17 protein-coding genes are annotated in these 18243 nt (G+C 61.8%); 12 read left to right on the top strand and 5 right to left on the bottom strand.

Features of this window, described 5'->3' with window-relative positions:
• Nucleotides 1-17: 17 nt before the first annotated feature.
• Complete coding sequence (gene entS / locus KHQ26_RS11830) at nt 18-1259, top strand: enterobactin transporter EntS (protein ID WP_004147525.1); 1242 nt, start codon at nt 18-20, stop codon at nt 1257-1259.
• 261 nt (nt 1260-1520) lie between these two features.
• On the opposite strand, the gene fepB is transcribed toward entS, so the two are convergent.
• Entirely contained in the window at nt 1521-2480 is a 960-nt protein-coding gene (gene fepB / locus KHQ26_RS11825) for a Fe2+-enterobactin ABC transporter substrate-binding protein (RefSeq protein WP_004147526.1), read from the bottom strand.
• 188 nt (nt 2481-2668) lie between these two features.
• Between fepB and entC the strand changes: the two genes are divergently transcribed.
• From entC to KHQ26_RS11790, 7 genes are all read left to right on the top strand, one after another.
• Nucleotides 2669-3844, top strand: a complete 1176-nt coding sequence (gene entC, locus KHQ26_RS11820; RefSeq protein WP_004176916.1) for an isochorismate synthase EntC — start codon at nt 2669-2671, stop codon at nt 3842-3844.
• Nucleotides 3845-3853: 9 nt separating this feature from the next.
• Nucleotides 3854-5461, top strand: a complete 1608-nt coding sequence (gene entE, locus KHQ26_RS11815; RefSeq protein WP_012068426.1) for a (2,3-dihydroxybenzoyl)adenylate synthase EntE — start codon at nt 3854-3856, stop codon at nt 5459-5461.
• 13 nt (nt 5462-5474) lie between these two features.
• Complete coding sequence (gene entB, locus KHQ26_RS11810) at nt 5475-6326, top strand: enterobactin biosynthesis bifunctional isochorismatase/aryl carrier protein EntB (RefSeq protein ID WP_004210873.1); 852 nt, start codon at nt 5475-5477, stop codon at nt 6324-6326.
• Nucleotides 6327-6334: 8 nt separating this feature from the next.
• Nucleotides 6335-7081: a 2,3-dihydro-2,3-dihydroxybenzoate dehydrogenase EntA gene (entA, locus tag KHQ26_RS11805; RefSeq protein WP_029497307.1), complete on the top strand. Its 747-nt coding sequence runs from the start codon at nt 6335-6337 to the stop codon at nt 7079-7081.
• Nucleotides 7082-7495, top strand: coding sequence for a proofreading thioesterase EntH (gene entH, locus KHQ26_RS11800; RefSeq protein ID WP_002893892.1), 414 nt, complete (start codon nt 7082-7084; stop codon nt 7493-7495).
• A 356-nt stretch (nt 7496-7851) separates the two neighbouring features.
• Nucleotides 7852-9957, top strand: coding sequence for a pyruvate/proton symporter CstA (gene cstA, locus KHQ26_RS11795; protein WP_002893896.1), 2106 nt, complete (start codon nt 7852-7854; stop codon nt 9955-9957).
• 104 nt (nt 9958-10061) lie between these two features.
• Nucleotides 10062-10259: a YbdD/YjiX family protein gene (locus tag KHQ26_RS11790; protein ID WP_002893903.1), complete on the top strand. Its 198-nt coding sequence runs from the start codon at nt 10062-10064 to the stop codon at nt 10257-10259.
• On the opposite strand, the gene KHQ26_RS11785 is transcribed toward KHQ26_RS11790, so the two are convergent.
• The 4 genes from KHQ26_RS11785 to KHQ26_RS11770 all read right to left on the bottom strand — a co-directional run bounded on the left by KHQ26_RS11785 (nt 10256) and on the right by KHQ26_RS11770 (nt 13007).
• Nucleotides 10256-10660: a helix-turn-helix domain-containing protein gene (locus tag KHQ26_RS11785; protein ID WP_049125096.1), complete on the bottom strand. Its 405-nt coding sequence runs from the start codon at nt 10658-10660 to the stop codon at nt 10256-10258. The two genes, KHQ26_RS11790 and KHQ26_RS11785, sit on opposite strands and share 4 nt — an antisense overlap.
• Nucleotides 10635-10934 carry a type II toxin-antitoxin system RelE family toxin gene (locus tag KHQ26_RS11780; RefSeq protein WP_004176910.1) on the bottom strand — a complete coding sequence of 100 codons (300 nt, stop codon included), beginning with the start codon at nt 10932-10934 and terminating at the stop codon, nt 10635-10637. The genes KHQ26_RS11785 and KHQ26_RS11780 overlap by 26 nt, the downstream gene beginning before the upstream one ends.
• A 183-nt stretch (nt 10935-11117) precedes the next feature.
• Complete coding sequence (locus tag KHQ26_RS11775; protein ID WP_004176909.1) at nt 11118-11861, bottom strand: SDR family NAD(P)-dependent oxidoreductase; 744 nt, start codon at nt 11859-11861, stop codon at nt 11118-11120.
• Between the two features lie 57 nt (nt 11862-11918).
• A complete protein-coding gene (locus KHQ26_RS11770; protein ID WP_004176908.1) occupies nt 11919-13007 on the bottom strand; it encodes an oxidoreductase in 1089 nt (362 codons plus the stop codon).
• A gap of 163 nt (nt 13008-13170) precedes the next feature.
• Between KHQ26_RS11770 and KHQ26_RS11765 the strand changes: the two genes are divergently transcribed.
• From KHQ26_RS11765 to KHQ26_RS11750, 4 genes are all read left to right on the top strand, one after another.
• Entirely contained in the window at nt 13171-14673 is a 1503-nt protein-coding gene (locus KHQ26_RS11765; RefSeq protein ID WP_211777889.1) for a sugar ABC transporter ATP-binding protein, read from the top strand.
• Entirely contained in the window at nt 14670-15668 is a 999-nt protein-coding gene (locus tag KHQ26_RS11760; protein WP_004176906.1) for an ABC transporter permease, read from the top strand. Before KHQ26_RS11765 ends, KHQ26_RS11760 begins: the two co-directional genes overlap by 4 nt.
• A 20-nt stretch (nt 15669-15688) precedes the next feature.
• Nucleotides 15689-16753 (top strand): sugar ABC transporter substrate-binding protein, encoded by a 1065-nt coding sequence (locus tag KHQ26_RS11755; RefSeq protein WP_004176904.1) that lies wholly within the window; start codon nt 15689-15691, stop codon nt 16751-16753.
• A gap of 101 nt (nt 16754-16854) precedes the next feature.
• Nucleotides 16855-18096, top strand: a complete 1242-nt coding sequence (locus tag KHQ26_RS11750) for an LVIVD repeat-containing protein (RefSeq protein ID WP_004176902.1) — start codon at nt 16855-16857, stop codon at nt 18094-18096.
• Nucleotides 18097-18243: the final 147 nt, after the last annotated feature.

Raw genomic sequence — 18243 nt, 5'->3', positions numbered from 1 at the left:
AACGACAAGGCGCTGTAATGAACCGACAATCCTGGCTGCTCAATCTCAGCCTGCTGAAAACTCACCCGGCGTTTCGCGCCGTTTTTATCGCTCGCTTTATCTCTATTCTGTCGCTTGGCCTGCTGGGCGTGGCCATCCCGGTGCAGATCCAGATGATGACCCATTCGACCTGGCAGGTCGGGCTGTCGGTGACGCTGACCGGGGCGTCGATGTTTGTTGGTCTGATGGTGGGGGGCGTGCTGGCTGACCGCTATGAACGTAAACGCCTGATCCTGCTGGCGCGCGGCACCTGCGGCGTGGGTTTTGTCGGCCTGTGTCTGAACGCCCTGCTGCCGGAGCCGTCGCTGGCGGCGATTTATCTGCTGGGGATCTGGGATGGGTTCTTCGCCTCGCTGGGGGTGACCGCGCTGCTGGCGGCGACCCCGGCGCTGGTGGGGCGGGAAAACCTGATGCAGGCCGGGGCCATCACCATGTTGACGGTGCGCCTTGGCTCGGTGATTTCGCCGATGATCGGCGGCCTGCTGCTGGCCACCGGCGGCGTGGCGTGGAACTTCGGCCTGGCGGCGGCGGGGACCTTTATCACCACCTTAACCCTGCTGCGTCTGCCGCAGCTGCCGCCGCCTCCGCAGCCGCGCGAGCATCCGCTGCGCTCCCTGCTGGCGGGGCTGACCTTCCTCTGCCGGAGCCCGCTTATCGGCGGGATTGCGCTGCTTGGCGGTCTGCTGACCATGGCCAGCGCGGTGCGGGTGCTCTATCCGGCGCTGGCCGGTAGCTGGCAGATGTCGGCCGGACAGATTGGCCTGTTGTACGCCGCTATTCCGCTCGGTGCGGCGCTGGGGGCGTTGACCAGCGGCCAGCTGGCCCAGACGGTGCGGCCGGGCGCGCTGATGCTGGCGACCACGGTGGGATCGTTTGTCGCCATTGCGCTGTTCAGCCTGATGCCGCACTGGGCGTTGGGCGCGCTGTGCCTGGCGCTGTTTGGCTGGCTGAGCGCTATTAGCTCGCTGCTGCAGTACACCCTGATCCAGACCCAGACGCCGGAACATATGCTCGGGCGGATTAACGGTCTGTGGACCGCGCAAAACGTCACCGGCGACGCCATCGGCGCGGCGCTGCTCGGCGGCTTAGGGGCGGTGATGACGCCGGCGGCATCCGCCAGCGCCAGCGGCTGGGCGCTGGCGCTTGTCGGTGTGCTGCTGGTTGGGCTGCTACGCGAGCTGCGCCGTTTCCAGCGCCCGGAAATTGTCAACGAAAGTTAAGTAGGGTGCGCTTGCCCGGTGGCGGCTGCGCCTTACCGGGCCTGGGGTACGGCAGGCCGGTGCAAGCTCAGTAGGCCGGGCAAGCGCAGCGCCGCCCGGCAAAGAGTTCAGGTTGCGTGCCCCGGCCTGATGCCCGGTGGCGGCTGCGCCTTACCGGGCCTGGGGTACGGCAGGCCGGTGCAAGCTCAGTAGGCCGGGCAAGCGCAGCGCCGCCCGGCAAGGTGTGCAGGCCGAGTGCCCGGCCTGATGGCGCAGCCCGCGTTAGCCGAACAGGCTGGAGAGACGCTGGAGCACCAGCAGAGCGCTGTAGTAGTCAAGGCGGAAGGTCTCGGTGCCCAGCGGGTAGACGCGTTTGCCTGCGACCGCCGGGAGATGCGCCAGCAGCGGGTTGGCGTAGATGGCATCCGCATCTTTCTGGTCGCCGGCGAACAGGAACAGACTCTGGCCGTTCAGACCGGCCGCGAGGTTCTCCCCGCCCAGCTGCACGATATCGTGGCGTTTACCCTGGCTATGGCTGGCGGGCAGGCCGCCCGGCAGCGTCGCCAGGCTAAAGCCCAGCTGTTCGAGCATCTGCCCCTGAGCCGATTCCGGCGTCCAGATATTGGCGCTGTGCGCGGCGGCGGTATAGACCAGGGCGGTCACCGGCTGCGGCGGCAGTTTCATTTTTTCTTTTAACGAAACGAGCTGTTTATTGAAGTCGGCAATGCGCGCGCTGGCCTGTTGTTCATGACCGGTGATCTGCCCCAGCTGGGTGAGCAGGGTTTGCCAGCTTTTATCGTCATAGTTGATGACCAGCGTCGGGGCGATGGTTTTAAGCTGATCGTACAGCGGCAGGGCGGAGTCGCCACCGGTCGCGCTCACCAGGATCAGATCCGGCATCTGGGCGGCCACCGCTTCGGCGCTTGGTTCGCCGATGTACAGCCGCGCCAGCTTGCGGGCTTTGGCAACCTCGCTCCACTGGCGCAGAAAGCCCTGGCTATCGGCGACGCGGTTGTTCGGCGTGGTCGCGCCGCTGGCGACCACCGGAGCGTCAATCGCCAGCAGCGAACCGGTAAGCGTCACGCTGGTGGAGACAATGCGCAGCGGCTGACTCGGCAGGGTATGCGTCCCGTAGCTGTCGGTGACCTGGCGCGGCCAGTCCGCCGCCTGGGCTGAGGTAATTCCTAAAAGCAACAGCATGCCGGTCAGCGCACCGCGGCGGCAGAAAGAAAAGAAGTTCACGTCATCGCATCCTGATTTGAAAGGTGATAAATGCGTCTCATTTTCAACTTTGTGTCAACAGGATGCAAGCCAAAGTGGCGGCGCCATGACGTAACGCGGTTGACATGGCGGGCAATACCTTTTAGGTTAGCCAACCAAAATATAAATGATAATTATTCTTAATATCTTTATCGTTTTTGGAGGATGATATGGAAACGTCACTGGCTGAGGATGTAAAGAAACCGACCCGGACCCTGTCGCCGGACAGCTTCTTCTTTATGTCGCCGTACCGCAGTTTTACCACTTCAGGCTGCTTCCGTCGCTTCTCACAGCCCGCCGTTGGCGGCGATGCGCTGAACGGCGAGTTCCAGCAGCAGATGGCGGCCGCCTTTGCCGAGGCCCGGGCGGCGGGGATCCGCAAGCCGGTGATGGTCGGGGCTATCCCGTTCGACACCTGTCAGCCTTCCGAGCTCTATATCCCCGAGCGCTGGGAAGCGTTCTCTCGCCCGGAAAAGCAGCGTTCCGCCCGCTATGCCGCGCCGCTGGAGGCGATGGAGGTGGTGGAGCGTCGGGAGATCCCGGAGCAGGACGCGTTTTTAGCCATGGTGGAACGCGCCGCCGCGCTGACCGCCACCCCGGAAGTCGACAAAGTGGTGCTATCAAGGCTTATCGATATTACCACCCGCGACCGCGTCGACAGCGGCGCGCTGATGGAGCGACTGATCGCCCAGAACCCCGCCAGCTTTAACTTCCACGTGCCGCTCTCCGACGGCGGCGTGCTGCTGGGCGCCAGCCCGGAGCTGCTGCTGCGTAAAGAAGGACAGCACTTCAGCTCTCTGCCGCTGGCCGGCTCCGCCCGTCGCCAGCCGGACGATGTGCTGGACCGGGAAGCAGGCAACAGGCTGTTGGCCTCCGGCAAAGATCGCCACGAGCACGAGCTGGTGACCCAGGCGATGAAGAGCGTGCTGGGCCCGCGCAGCAGTCAGCTGTCGCTACCGGAGTCGCCGCAGCTGATTACCACCCCGACGCTCTGGCATCTGGCGACGCCGATCGCAGGCACCGCGCTGGCGGAAGAAAACGCCATGTCGCTGGCCTGTCTGCTGCACCCGACGCCGGCGCTGAGCGGTTTCCCGCATCAGGCGGCGAAGCGCCTGATTGCTGAACTGGAACCCTTCGATCGCCAGCTGTTCGGCGGCATCGTCGGCTGGTGCGATGACGAAGGCAACGGCGAGTGGGTGGTGACTATCCGCTGCGCGCGTCTGCAGCAGCGTACGCTGCGCCTGTTTGCCGGCGCGGGCATTGTTCCGGCCTCCTCGCCGCTGGGCGAATGGCGCGAAACCGGCGTCAAACTGACCACCATGCTTAACGTATTTGGCTTGAACTAAGAGGCAAGGATGATTGCATTTACCCGTTGGCCGGAAGAGTTTGCGGCCCGCTATCGTCAAAAAGGCTACTGGCAGGATCTGCCGTTAACCAATCTGATCACCCGTCACGCGGACAATGACGCCGTGGCGATTATCGATGGCGAGCGGCAGATTAGCTACCGCCAGTTTAACCAGCTGGTGGACAACCTCGCCTGCTCGCTGCAGCGCCAGGGACTGAAGCGCGGGGAGACCGCGCTGGTGCAGCTGGGCAATGTCGCCGAGTTTTACATGACCTTCTTTGCGCTGCTGCGCATCGGCGTCGCGCCAGTGAACGCTTTGTTCAACCACCAGCGCAGCGAACTTAACGCCTACGCCGCGCAGATTAAACCGGCGCTGCTGATTGCCGATCGCGAGCACGCTCTGTTTGCTGACGATAGCTTTCTCCACGCGTTTATCGCGGAACATCCTTCCCTGCGCGTCGCACTGTTGCGTAACGACGGCGGCGAGCGCGATCTGGCGACGGAGATTAACCGCCCGGCGGATAACTTTATCGCCAATCCAACCCCTGCCGACGAAGTGGCCTTTTTCCAGCTCTCCGGCGGCAGCACCGGGACGCCGAAGCTTATCCCTCGCACCCATAACGATTACGACTACAGCATCCGCCGCAGCAACGAGATCTGCGGGATTAACGCTGAAACGCGCTACCTCAACGCGCTGCCGGCGGCGCATAACTATGCGATGAGTTCCCCGGGTTCGCTCGGCGTCTTCCTCGCCGGCGGGCGGGTGATCCTCGCCGCTGACCCGAGCGCCACGCTCTGTTTCCCGCTGATCGAAAAACATCAGATTAACGTCGCGTCGCTGGTGCCGCCGGCGGTCAGCCTGTGGCTGCAGGCGATTCACGAATGGGGCAGCAACGCCCAGCTGCAATCGCTGCAGCTGCTGCAGGTCGGCGGCGCGCGCCTGTCAGCGACCCTCGCCGCGCGCATTCCGGCGGAAATCGGCTGCCAGCTGCAGCAGGTGTTCGGCATGGCGGAGGGGCTGGTGAATTACACCCGCCTTAACGATAGCCCGGAGCGGATCATCAATACCCAGGGCTGTCCGATGTGCCCGGACGATGAAGTGTGGGTAGCGGATGCCGACGGCAACCCGCTGCCGCGCGGCGAAGTGGGCCGCCTGATGACCCGCGGGCCGTACACTTTCCGCGGCTACTACAACAGCCCGCAGCATAACGCGGAAGCCTTTGACGCCGAGGGGTTTTATTGCTCCGGCGATCTGATTTCGATCGACGAAGATGGGTATATCACCGTCCAGGGCCGGGAAAAAGATCAGATCAACCGCGGCGGCGAGAAGATCGCCGCTGAAGAGATCGAAAACCTGCTGCTGCGCCATGAGGCGGTGATCCACGCCGCGCTGGTCAGCATCGAAGACAATCTGCTGGGCGAGAAAAGCTGCGCTTATCTGGTGGTGACCTCGCCGCTGCGCGCCGTCGCCGTGCGCCGCTTCCTGCGCGAGCAGGGGGTGGCGGAATTTAAACTGCCGGACCGCGTGGAGTGCGTTGCCGCGCTGCCGCTGACGCCGGTGGGCAAAGTCGATAAAAAACAATTACGTCAGTGGCTGGCCGAAGGCAAGCTGGGCTGAAGGAGAACAGAGAATGGCAATCCCTAAATTACAGGCATATGCGCTGCCGGAAGCCAGCGATATCCCGGCGAACAAGGTCAACTGGGCCTTTGAGCCGTCGCGCGCCGCGCTGCTGATCCACGATATGCAGGAATATTTCCTCAACTTCTGGGGCGAAAACAGCGCGATGATGGAGAAAGTGGTGGCTAATATCGCCGCCCTGCGCGACTTCTGCAAACAGAACGGCATTCCGGTGTACTACACCGCCCAGCCGAAAGAGCAGAGCGATGAAGACCGCGCCCTGCTGAATGATATGTGGGGGCCGGGTCTGACCCGCTCGCCGGAGCAGCAGCAGGTGATTGCCGCGCTGGCGCCGGATGAAGACGATACCGTGCTGGTGAAATGGCGCTACAGCGCGTTTCATCGCTCGCCGCTGGAGGAGATGCTGAAAGAGACCGGTCGCGACCAGCTGATAATCACCGGCGTTTACGCCCATATCGGCTGCATGACCACCGCCACCGATGCTTTCATGCGCGATATCAAACCGTTCTTTGTCGCCGACGCGCTGGCAGATTTCAGCCGTGAAGAGCACCTGATGGCGCTGAAATACGTCGCTGGCCGCTCCGGCCGCGTGGTGATGACCGAAGAGCTGCTACCGCTCCCAGCCTCCAAAGCGGCGCTGCGCGCGCTGATCCTGCCGCTGCTCGACGAATCCGATGAACCGCTGGATGATGAAAACCTGATCGACTACGGTCTGGATTCGGTGCGGATGATGGCCCTGGCCGCCCGCTGGCGCAAAGTGCACGGCGATATCGACTTCGTGATGCTGGCGAAAAACCCGACCATCGACGCCTGGTGGGCGCTGCTCACCCGCGAGGTGCAATAATGGCGGCGCTGGATTTTCACGGCCAGACCGTGTGGGTGACCGGCGCAGGTAAAGGGATTGGCTATGCCACCGCGCTGGCTTTCGTCGAGGCCGGGGCCAACGTCACCGGGTTCGACCTCGCCTTTGACGGCGAAAGCTACCCGTTTACCACCGAAACGCTGGACGTCGCCGATGCCGACCAGGTACGCGAGGCATGCAGCCGGCTGTTGGCGAACACCGAGCGTTTAGATGTGCTGGTGAACGCCGCCGGGATCCTGCGCATGGGCGCTACCGACCAGCTGAGCGCGGAAGACTGGCAGCAGACCTTCGCGGTCAACGTCGGCGGCGCGTTTAATCTGTTTCAGCAGACGATGGCCCAGTTCCGTCGCCAGCGGGGCGGGGCGATCGTCACCGTCGCCTCCGATGCCGCGCACACGCCGCGCATCGGCATGAGCGCCTATGGCGCCTCGAAGGCGGCGCTGAAAAGCCTGGCGCTGACCGTCGGGCTTGAGCTGGCGGGCTGCGGGGTGCGCTGTAATCTGGTGTCGCCGGGCTCCACCGATACCGATATGCAGCGCACCCTGTGGGTCAGCGACGATGCAGAGCAGCAGCGGATCCGCGGCTTCGGCGAGCAGTTTAAGCTCGGCATCCCGCTGGGTAAAATCGCCCGCCCGCAGGAGATCGCCAATACCATTCTGTTCCTCGCCTCTTCTCACGCCAGCCATATCACCCTGCAGGATATCGTGGTTGATGGCGGCTCGACGCTGGGGGCGTAAATGGCCTGGAAGCGAGAGCTTACGCTGGCGGCGCTGAACGCCAGCAGCGAAAATACCATGGTGGCGCATCTTGGCATCATCTACACCCGACTGGAAGAGGGGCTGCTGGAGGCGGAGATGCCGGTGGATGCGCGCACGCATCAGCCGTTTGGCCTGCTGCACGGCGGCGCTTCCGCGGCGCTGGCGGAGACGCTGGGCTCGATGGCCGGTTGGCTGATGACCGAAGAAGGGCAGTGCGTCGTCGGGACTGAGCTTAACGCCAGCCATCACCGGGCCGTCTCCAGCGGGAAAGTGCGCGGCGAGTGCCGTCCGCTGCATCTTGGTCGCCAGAGCCAGAGCTGGGAGATTGTGGTGTATGACGAGAAGGGGCGGCGCTGTTGCACCTGTCGTCTGGGCACCGCGGTGCTGGGCTAAGAAGCCGCTGTTTCCCCGGCTTGCGCTACGCTTAGCCGGGCTACGTATCGGCGCAATGGGGTAGCCCGGATAAGGCGCAGCGCGCCGCCATCCGGGAGTTTCCCTGCTCGCATTGCGCTTAGCAGGACTACGGATCTGTAGGTCGGGTAAGGCGTTAGCCGCCACCCGACAAAAAAAACGGCACCGTTCACGGTAACCCTTTCATTCATTTTCCTGCCTTAAGTGATCTCGCTAGCAATGTGAGACAAATCTCTGTGGGTGTACGGCATCTGCGATGTTTCGGTGTTGTTAAATTCTGCGTTGTGATCTAGAAACAAAATGTAACATCCTGATTACCCTACCGGTGGACCACAACAATGAATAATTCAGGGAAATACCTTATCTGGGCGCTGCTCTCCGTCATCGGAGCCTTCGCCCTCGGCTATATCGCTTTAAACCGGGGTGAGCAGATAAACGCGCTGTGGATTGTCGTCGCCGCGGTCTGCGTTTATTTGATCGCGTATCGTTTCTACGGCCTGTATATCGCTAAAACCGTGCTTGGCGTTGACCCGACGCGGATGACGCCCGCGGTGCGGCATAACGATGGCCTCGACTACGTTCCAACCGACAAAAAAGTGCTGTTCGGTCACCATTTTGCCGCCATTGCCGGCGCGGGGCCGCTGGTGGGCCCGGTGCTCGCCGCGCAGATGGGCTACCTGCCGGGGATGATCTGGATCCTCGCCGGCGTGGTGCTGGCTGGGGCGGTACAGGACTTTATGGTGCTGTTTGTTTCGACCCGCCGCGATGGCCGTTCGCTTGGCGAACTGGTTAAAGAGGAGATGGGACCGACCGCTGGCGTCCTGGCGCTGGTGGCCTGCTTTATGATCATGGTGATCATCCTCGCGGTCCTGGCGATGATTGTGGTGAAAGCGCTGACCCACAGTCCGTGGGGGACATACACCGTCGCCTTTACCATTCCGCTGGCGATCTTTATGGGCATCTACATCCGCTATCTGCGTCCGGGACGCATCGGCGAGGTGTCGGTGATAGGCCTGGTGATGCTGGTGTTCGCCATCATCTCCGGCGGCTGGGTGGCGGAAAGCCCGACCTGGGCGCCGTGGTTTGATTACACCGGCGTACAGCTGACCTGGATCCTGGTGGGCTACGGATTTGTGGCTGCGGTACTGCCGGTCTGGCTGCTGCTGGCCCCGCGCGACTACCTCTCCACCTTCCTGAAAATCGGCACCATCGTGGGGCTGGCGATTGGCATCCTGATTATGCGCCCGACCCTGACGATGCCGGCGCTGACCAAGTTCGTCGATGGTACCGGCCCGGTATGGACCGGCAACCTGTTCCCGTTCCTGTTTATCACCATCGCCTGCGGCGCGGTCTCCGGCTTCCATGCGCTGATCTCCTCCGGCACCACGCCGAAAATGTTGGCCAACGAAAGCCAGGCCTGCTTTATCGGCTACGGCGGCATGTTGATGGAATCCTTCGTCGCTATTATGGCGCTGGTGGCGGCCTGTATTATCGATCCGGGCGTCTACTTCGCGATGAACAGCCCGATGGCGGTGCTGGCGCCGGCGGGTACCACCGATGTCGTCGCCTCGGCAGCGCAGGTGGTGAGCGGCTGGGGCTTTAGCATTACGCCTGATACGCTGCATCAAATCGCCAGCGAGGTCGGCGAACAGTCGATTATCTCCCGCGCCGGCGGCGCGCCAACGCTGGCGGTGGGGATGGCCTACATCCTGCACGGCTCGCTGGGCGGACTGATGGATGTCTCGTTCTGGTACCACTTCGCCATTCTGTTTGAGGCGCTGTTTATCCTGACGGCGGTTGACGCCGGCACCCGCGCGGCGCGCTTTATGCTGCAGGATCTGCTGGGCGTGATTAGCCCGGGGCTGAAAAAAACCAGCTCGCTACCGGCCAACCTGCTGGCGACCGCGCTGTGCGTGCTGGCGTGGGGCTACTTCCTGCATCAGGGGGTGGTCGATCCGCTGGGCGGGATTAACACCCTATGGCCGCTGTTCGGTATTGCCAACCAGATGCTGGCGGGGATGGCGCTGATGCTCTGCGCGGTGGTCCTGTTCAAGATGAAACGCCAGCGCTACGCGTGGGTGGCGCTGCTGCCGACCAGCTGGCTGCTGATCTGTACGTTGACTGCCGGCTGGCAGAAGTCGTTTAGCCCGGACACCAAAGTCGGTTTCCTGGCGATCGCTAATAAATTCCAGGCGATGATCGACAGCGGCAACATTCCGCCGCAATATACCGAATCACAGCTGGCGCAGCTGGTGTTTAACAACCGTCTCGATGCCGGGCTGACCATCTTCTTTATGATTGTGGTGGTGGTGCTGGCGCTGTTCTCGATTAAAACCGCGCTGGCGGCGCTGAAAGAGGATAAACCGACGGCGAAAGAGACGCCGTATGAGCCAATGCCTGAAAACCTGGACGCGATTGAGACCCAGGCGAAAGGGGCGCATTAACCGGTGTGCCGGGTGGCGGCTTCGCCTTACCCGGCCTACATTTCCGATCCTCCCTCTCCCTTTGGGAGAGGCTCGGGGTGAGGGATACAAAAGAGAAATGACTTATGTTTGACACCCTTTCCAAAGCAGGTAAGTACCTGGGCCAGGCGGCAAAGATGATGATCGGCGTGCCGGATTACGATAACTACGTCGAGCACATGCGAATAACCCACCCGGATCAGACGCCGATGACCTATGAAGAGTTCTTTCGCGAACGCCAGGACGCGCGCTACGGCGGCAAGGGCGGGGCGAAGTGCTGTTAACCCTCTTTCGGCAGATAGAGGCTGATCTGCTCCTGAGTACAGCCGTAAATCGCCGCCAGCTTCTCGTGGGTGCGCTTCTGCGGACGGGAGTCCAGCGCTTCCAGTTGTGACACCGCGGACTGGCTGATGCCAAGCTTTTCGGCTACCTCCTGCTGGGACATCCCGCGCAGGATGCGCCACGCGGCCTGCAGGCTGACGTTTTCTTTATGCATCACGTCGCATACTTCGCCCGGCAGCATGACGTCATCATAGATATCTGATTCATAAGGAATATCTTCCCAGTCGCTTTCATCCTCGTCGTCGTACTCCAGCAGAGCCAGGCGCATACGAAAGTAATCGCTGTAAGGAATGACGACATACTGGTCTTTTCCTTCTTCATCCTTGATGTACTGAATAGTCATATTCGGTATGTTCCTCATGAAGGTAGGTGGTGGTTCGGCGTTTAACCGCCACGACGTAGCAGGTATCGCCCGGCGGATCCCCAAAGGTGTAGATGACTCTGTAATCACCTAATCGCAGCCGGTAGTGGTTTTCGGGAGAGGACAATTTTTTGATATCCGAGATAGGTGAAGCTTTATCATCCATCTTCTCCAGCCTGGATTTAATGCGGCTCTTATACCGAGTATCGATTTTAGAAAATTGCTTATCTGCCGTTTTTGACCAGACAATTTTCATCCGTACCTCCACTGTACGCCCACACAAAATATAAGGAAATAATAAGACTATTAGATAAATTCCGAATTTCTTATGGGGTACTGTAGAGCGGAGAAAAAACGCAGGTAAGAGGCAAAACGCAACCCGTCGAGGCGGCGCGGAAAGGCCTCTGCCGGGCGACAGAGGCTTGCAGAAAATGTGCGATCAGGCGTTCAATCCGCCATCCACGTCCAGCCCCGTACCGGAGATCTGCCCGGCGGCCGGGCTGGCGAGGAAGGTGACCGCCGCGGCGATGTCTTCCGGCTGGCCGTAGTGGCCGACCGCAATCATCTGGCGCTGGGCTTCCGCCTGTTCTCCGTCTTCCGGGTTCATATCGCTGTTGGTCGGCCCTGGATGGACAAGGTTAACGGTGATCCCGCGAGGGCCTAAATCACGCGCCAGGCCACGGGTCAGGGCGTTGAGGGCGGACTTGGTCATGGCGTAAACCGCGATGCCCGGCATGGCCACGCGGTTAGCCAGACAGCTGCCGATGTTGATGATTCGTCCGCCATCGGCCATATGCACCAACGCTTCCTGGGTGGCGATGACCACCCCACGGATATTGACGTTGATAAGCGCGTCAATGTCCGCCAGCGTCATGGATTCCAGTGGACCGCCGCGGGCTATTCCGGCGTTGTTGACCAGAATGTCCAGCCCGCCGAGGGACCGGGCCGCATGGGTTACCGCCTCCTGGATCGCCTGCGCGCTGGCGCTGTCGGCCTGTACCGCTTCGCCGTACCGACCCAGGGCCTTTATTTCATCGGCGACCGCCTGGGCTTTATCGGCCGATTTTTCATACGTAATAACCACATCGGCGCCGGCGCGCGCCAGCGACAGCGCGATGGCGCGACCCAACCCACGGCTGGCGCCGGTAACCAGCGCCTTCTTACCTGTTAAATCGATCTGCATGATGACCTCGTTGCGAGAGTGGTGAGCATCATCATTAGGTATAGACGGTCGGGGTGATTAACGGCTGAAGTATTCCACCTTCTCAAACGCCGCGCGCAGAACCTCAGGGGTTAACGTCACCGGTAAATAGTGAATCGACTCGCCCGGGCGCAGGGTATGGGCAATGACCCGGTCCAGCTCTGCGCGGTTATTGATATCGACTTCCAGCGCCGCCAGGGTGGTCGGCAGGTTAAAGTGCTGATACGCCTGCACTAACTGCGCCAGCACATCGTCCTGACCAAGCAGGGCGCTCTGTACCAGAATGCCGTAGGCCACTTTGGTACCGTGGAGGAATTTATCCGTCTGCGGCAGCACCGTCAGTCCGTTGTGCACCGCATGGGCGGCGGCGACCCGGGTGTAACGTTCCCCCAGCCCGCCAACCATCCCGCCGCCGGCGATAATCGCCTCCACCACATCGCGAAACGCCTGGGTCAGATCGCCGCGGCGCTGGTCCGCCAGCGCCGTTTCGCTGCTGGCCAGCAGCACATCGCGGATCGCCTGCGCGCCGTTAATCCCCAGCCGCACGGTGAGCGGCAGCGCCTCCGGCTGCGGCGCCAGCACCACGGCCTCATACCATTTGGCTAAGGTGTCGCCAATGCCCGCCAGCAGGTACTCCGCCGGGGCGTTGAGAATGATGCGCGGTTCGACCAGCACCAGGAAGTTGGCGTCATCGAAGATCTCAAAATTCAGGGCCTGTCCGGCGTCGCTATACCACACCGACAGCGGCGTCCACGCCGCGCAGGTGGCGGCGATAGTCGGGATGGCCACCAGCGGTACCCCCAGGCGGCGGGCCAGCACTTTCGCGCTGTCGAGCAGCGTGCCGCCGCCGACGCCAATCACTACCGCCCGATCGTCACCGGAGGCCTGCACCAGCCCCGCCACGTCGCGTTCGCTGCAGTGGCCGGTAAAGCGGATCTTTTTCGCCTCCGGCAGGTGGAAGGCCGCCGGCAGAAAAGGTTCGGCGCCGGCCAGAGCGCGCTCGCCATAGACCCACACCGCTCGCGAGAGCTGGTCGGCGTTAAAAAAATCGCTCAGCCGCTCAAGGCTGCCAGGATGGGAGAAATAGTTGGCCGGGCCGGGCACGACGCGGATATCGCTGTTGCTCATGGAAGCTGTCCTTATGGGTGTTGGGCTAACCTGATGTTATGTCTGGACATCCAGATGGCTAATATTATTTCGTTGTATCTTATGCTTTTTACGCAGTTGTCAGCCAGCGGCGGCTATGAAAAATTCGTTAAATCAGAAGATTAATTGCCGCACGGGAGCAGTGATGAGCGCGAATCGCCTTGAGATGCATAACATTAGCCTGGCCTTCTCCGGCTTTCAGGCGCTGAACAAGGTGGACTTTACCCTCCATGGCGGGTCGGTGCATGCCCTGACCGGGGCCAACGGCGCGGGTAAGTCGACGCTGATGGCCGTGCTGTGCGGCACCCACGCCCACTATGAGGGCGAAGTGACGATCAACGACCTGCCGGTCACCATTCGTTCGCCGCGGGATGCTAAACAGCTGGGGATCCACCTGGTGCAGCAGGAGGTGGACGTGGCGCTGGTGCCGGGCCTGAGCATTGCCGAAAACATTATGCTGGACAGGCTGGCGGAGCCGGGCATGACCTTCCGCTGGTCGCGGGTTCGGCAGCTGGCGCGCGAGGCGCTGGCGCAGCTGGATGTGGCGCTGGACGTCCGGCGCTCCATTGACAGCTGCACGCTCGCCGAAAAACAGCAAATCCTGTTGGCCCGCGCCCTGTCACACCATTGCCGCTTTTTGATCCTCGATGAACCCACCGCGCCGTTGGATCAGCATGAAAGTGAGCGTCTGTTTGCGGTAGTACGCCGTCTGCAGCATCAGGGGATCGGGATGGTGTTTATTTCGCATCGTATCCATGAGCTGAAGGCGATCTGCGACACCCTGACGGTGCTGCGCGACGGGCGGCTGATTGAGAGCGGCCCGATGGCGCCGCTGAGCGGCGAACAGATCGTCGAAAAGATGCTGGGCCACGAGCTGAGCGATATCTTCCCGCCGCCGCGCCCGCCGCACGGCGAAGAGGTGCTGCTGCAGGTTGACGGTCTGCATGATGAGGCGTTGCTGCAGGATATTTCGCTGCGCCTGCGGAAGGGGGAAATTCTTGGTATCGCCGGGCTGGCCGGCGCGGGCAAAACCGAGCTGTGCAAAGCGCTGTTCGGCGCCAGCAAAAGCCGGGTGCAGCGTGGCGAGCTGAACGGCCAGCCGTGGCGACCGCGCGATCCGGCCGACTCGGTGGGGCGCGGCCTGGCGCTGGTCCCGGAGGAGCGACGCAAAGAGGGCATTTTCATTGAAGAGCCGATCGCGATGAACCTGGCGGTCAGCGCCGATAACAGCTTTTCGCGCTGGAGCCTGTTTGGCCATCGGCAGGCCTGGCGCTGGGCGGAGGAGGTGATTGCCCGCCTCGGCGTGCGCGCTACCGGTCCCGGTCAGACGCTGCGCCGTCTTTCTGGCGGCAACCAGCAGAAGGTGGCCATTGGCAAATGGCTGCGCGGTGATGCCAACGTTTTGATTTTTGACGAACCGACCAAAGGGGTCGATGTGAAAGCGAAAACCGATCTGTTCATGCTGATCGATGGTCTGGCGCGGGAAGGCAAAGGGGTGATTTATGCCTCGGGTGAATTCGCCGAGCTGGTCGGTTTATGCGACCGCATCTGCGTACTGTGGGACGGACGGATCGTAGCGGAGATCCCCGGCGCGGAAGCCCGGGAAGAGACACTGCTTTATTATTCAACCGGAGGAGCGGCAGCGTGAGCAAGGCCCTGGCAGTAAACGCGACGGTATCGGGCCGTCAGCGATTTTTTGATTTTCTCTATAAGTGGGGCATGTTGCTGACCGTGGTGCTGCTGGTGGCGGTCTTTGGCCTCGCCTCGGACAACTTCCTTGACCCGTTCAACATCATCAACATTCTGCGCTCGATCGCGATTGTCACGGTGATTGCCATTGGGGTGTCGATTTCCCTCACCATCGGCGGCTTCGATCTGTCCGTCGGATCGACGGCATCGCTGGCTAACGCGCTGGTGATTTCCCTGTTTGTCTGGCATGGCCTGGGGACCACCGAAGCGATTCTGATAACCCTCGCGCTCTGCACCCTGGTGGGGCTGTTTAACGCCTTTCTGATCGTGGTGCTGCGCATTCCTGACATGCTCGCCACCCTGGCCAGCCTGTTTGTGATTCAGGGCGTGGCAATGACCTACAGCTACGGTGGGTCGATTACCGAAAACATGGTTCTGCCGAGCGGCGAGATGGCGGAGGGGACTATCCCGGCGGCCTTTGGCGCGCTGGGGCAGGTGCCGACCATCGTCATTATCATGCTGGTGGTGACGCTGATCGCCCAGCTGGCGCTGTCGTTCACTACCCACGGACGGCGGATGTACGCCATCGGCGGCAACCCGGAGGCGGCGCGGCTCTCCGGCCTGCGGATCACGCGTTACAAAGTCGCAGCATACGTGATTGCCTCGCTGCTGGCCGGGCTGGGCGGCATTCTGCTGGCCTCGCGCATCGGCTCTTCGCAGGTCAACGCCGGCGGCGGCTATCTGATGGACGCGGTGGCGGCGGCCTGGATCGGCTTTTCGCTGGCGGGCTCCGGTAAACCGAACGCCCTGGGGACGCTGGTGGGGGCGGTGATCCTCGGCGTGCTCTCCAACGGGCTGGTGATGCTCTCGGTGCCGTATTACGCGATGGACATTATTAAAGGGTTGGTGCTGGCTGGCGCGCTGGCACTGACCTATTTTCAGCGCCGTACTTAACATTTTACAGGGTAAACCGCATGAAAAAGATCGCACTCTCTCTGATGACGCTGGGTCTGCTGCAGTCGACGGCGGCGCTGGCCACCGCCCCGACGCCGGTGCCGGCGGCGATTGCCGAACACAACGGCCCGATCCGCATTGCCGTGATCCGCAACCTCGGGTCTGACGATAACACCACCCAGTTTGTCGCCGGGGCGCTGCAGGAAGGCAAAAAGCTCGGTTTCAAAATCAGCACCTTCCTGAGCAACGGCGATGACGCCAAATTCCAGGACTTCGTCAACCAGGCCATCAGCCAGAAATACGATGGCATTATTCTCTCCCAGGGGCGTGACCCGTATTCCACCGCCCTGGTGAAGAAGGCGGTGGACGCCGGGATCAAAGTGGCGGTGTTCGATACCGCGGTAAGCGGTGAGATCCCCGGGGTGACGGTCAGCCAGCAGGATGACGCCTCACTGACCGAGCTCTCCTTTGGCCAGCTGGTGAAAGACTTCAACGGTAAGGCCAATATCGTCAAGCTGTGGGTGGCGGGCTTCCCGCCGATGGAGCGCCGTCAGGCGGCTTACCAGACGCTGCTGAAGCAAAACCCGGGGATTAAAGAGCTGGAGTCGATCGGCGCCGTGTCATCCGATGTGCAGGGCGACACTGCCAACAAGGTGGGGGCGATCCTCACCAAGTATCCGAAAGGGAAAATTGACGCGATCTGGGGCACTTGGGATGCCTTTAGCCAGGGAGCTTATAAAGCGCTGAAAGAGAATGGCCGCACCGAGATCAAACTCTACAGCATTGATATTTCCAACCAGGATTTGCAGCTGATGCGCGAGGCCGGCAGCCCGTGGAAGGTGAGCGTGGCGGTGGATCCGAAGCTTATCGGCGCGACCAACGTGCGGCTGATCGCCAACAAGATCGCCGGCGAGCCGACGCCAGCCACCTACGACTTCAAGGCGGCAGCGATTCCCCAGGCGCTGCTGGCGGCCCAGCCGGGAGCGGTAAACGTGGCGTCGCTGGGGAAAATTATCCCTGGCTGGGGCCAGACCGAAGACTTTATCGCGCCGTGGTTCTCGACGCTGGAAGCGAAGAACAAATAAAATCAAGCCGGGTGGCGGTGGGTGGCGGCCTGGTGCCCTCACCCCGGCCCTCTCCGCAGGGAGAGGGGGAAAACCATGCCACCGGGCGAGAGGGATCCCCTATGTCAGCATTACCTTCCCCCGAATACAGCCGCAATATGCGGCTGATTGGCCATAGCGATCAGGGCGGTCGTCCGGACGGCGTGCAGCTGATGGTGCACCGCGGATTCGCCTATATCGGCCATATGGTGTCGCAGGGTTTTTCCGTGGTCGATGTTCGCGATCCGACCCGGCCCACCACCGTCAACTATATTGCCGCGCCGCCGGGCACCTGGAACGTGCATCTCCAGGCGCATGACGATCTGCTGCTGGTGATCAACGCCCGGGATCTGTTTGCTGACGCCCGTTTTGCTGATGAGAAGGTGTACTACACCCGCTCGGTGGGTGACACGGTCAGCGATGTGCAGGACAAGGGATGGAGCGCCGGGCTGCGCATCTTTGATATTTCCACTCCCGCGCAGCCGCGGGAAATCAGTTTCCTGTCGCTTAACGGCATCGGTATTCACCGCATCTGGTACGTCGGCGGGCGCTGGGCGTATGTGTCTGCGCTGATCGACGGTTTTACCGACTACATCTTCCTGACCATCGATCTGGCCGATCCGCGTAAGCCCAAAGTGGCCGGGCGCTGGTGGCTACCGGGGATGCACCAGGCGGGCGGTGAAACACCGGACTGGCCGCAGGGCAAACGCTATGCGCTGCATCACGCCATTATTGCCGGGGATACCGCCTACGGCAGCTGGCGCGACGGCGGCCTGACGCTGCTGGATGTCAAAGACCGTACCCAGCCGAGGCTGATTAGTCATCGCAACTGGAGCCCGCCGTTCGGCGGCGGAACGCATACCGCGCTGCCGCTGTCGGATCGCGATCTGCTGGTGGTGCTTGACGAAGCGGTGCTCGACAACCAGGAGGACGGCGAGAAGCTGATCTGGCTGTTTGATATCCGCGAGCCAACCAACCCGGTGAGCATCGCCACCTTCCCGCCGCCGGACGAAGCGGATTATGTGGCGAAAGGGGCGCATTTCGGTCCGCACAACCTGCATGAGAACCGGCCGGGGAGCTTTGTCAGCTCAACGCTGATTTTTGCCACGTATCAGAATGCCGGCGTGCGGGCTTACGATATTTCCAACCCGTATCGCCCGCTGGAGACCGGGGCGCTGGTGCCGGCTGCGCCTGAGAGAATGATGGATACCCGTCCCGGCCGCCCGCGGGTGATCCAGTCCTGTGACGTGTTTGTCGATGCGCAGGGCATTATCTACAGCACCGATTACAACGGCGGGCTATCGGTGATTGAGTATCTGGGGTGAGGGTAAGGTAAACGCAAAATTGTACTCGCATGTCTGCCGGGTGGCGGCTTTCGCCTTACCCGGCCTACGAAAGAGTGCAATATCAAACCGTTATGCGGCTATTTGTAGGCCCGGCAAGCGCAGTGGACTGACCCCATAAAGTTGGAT

Origin of the sequence: Klebsiella sp. 10 (genome assembly GCF_018223925.1) — a bacterium.
Classification (GTDB): Bacteria; Pseudomonadota; Gammaproteobacteria; order Enterobacterales; family Enterobacteriaceae; genus Klebsiella; species Klebsiella pneumoniae.
This window is presented reverse-complemented; position numbering and strand designations above follow the sequence as displayed.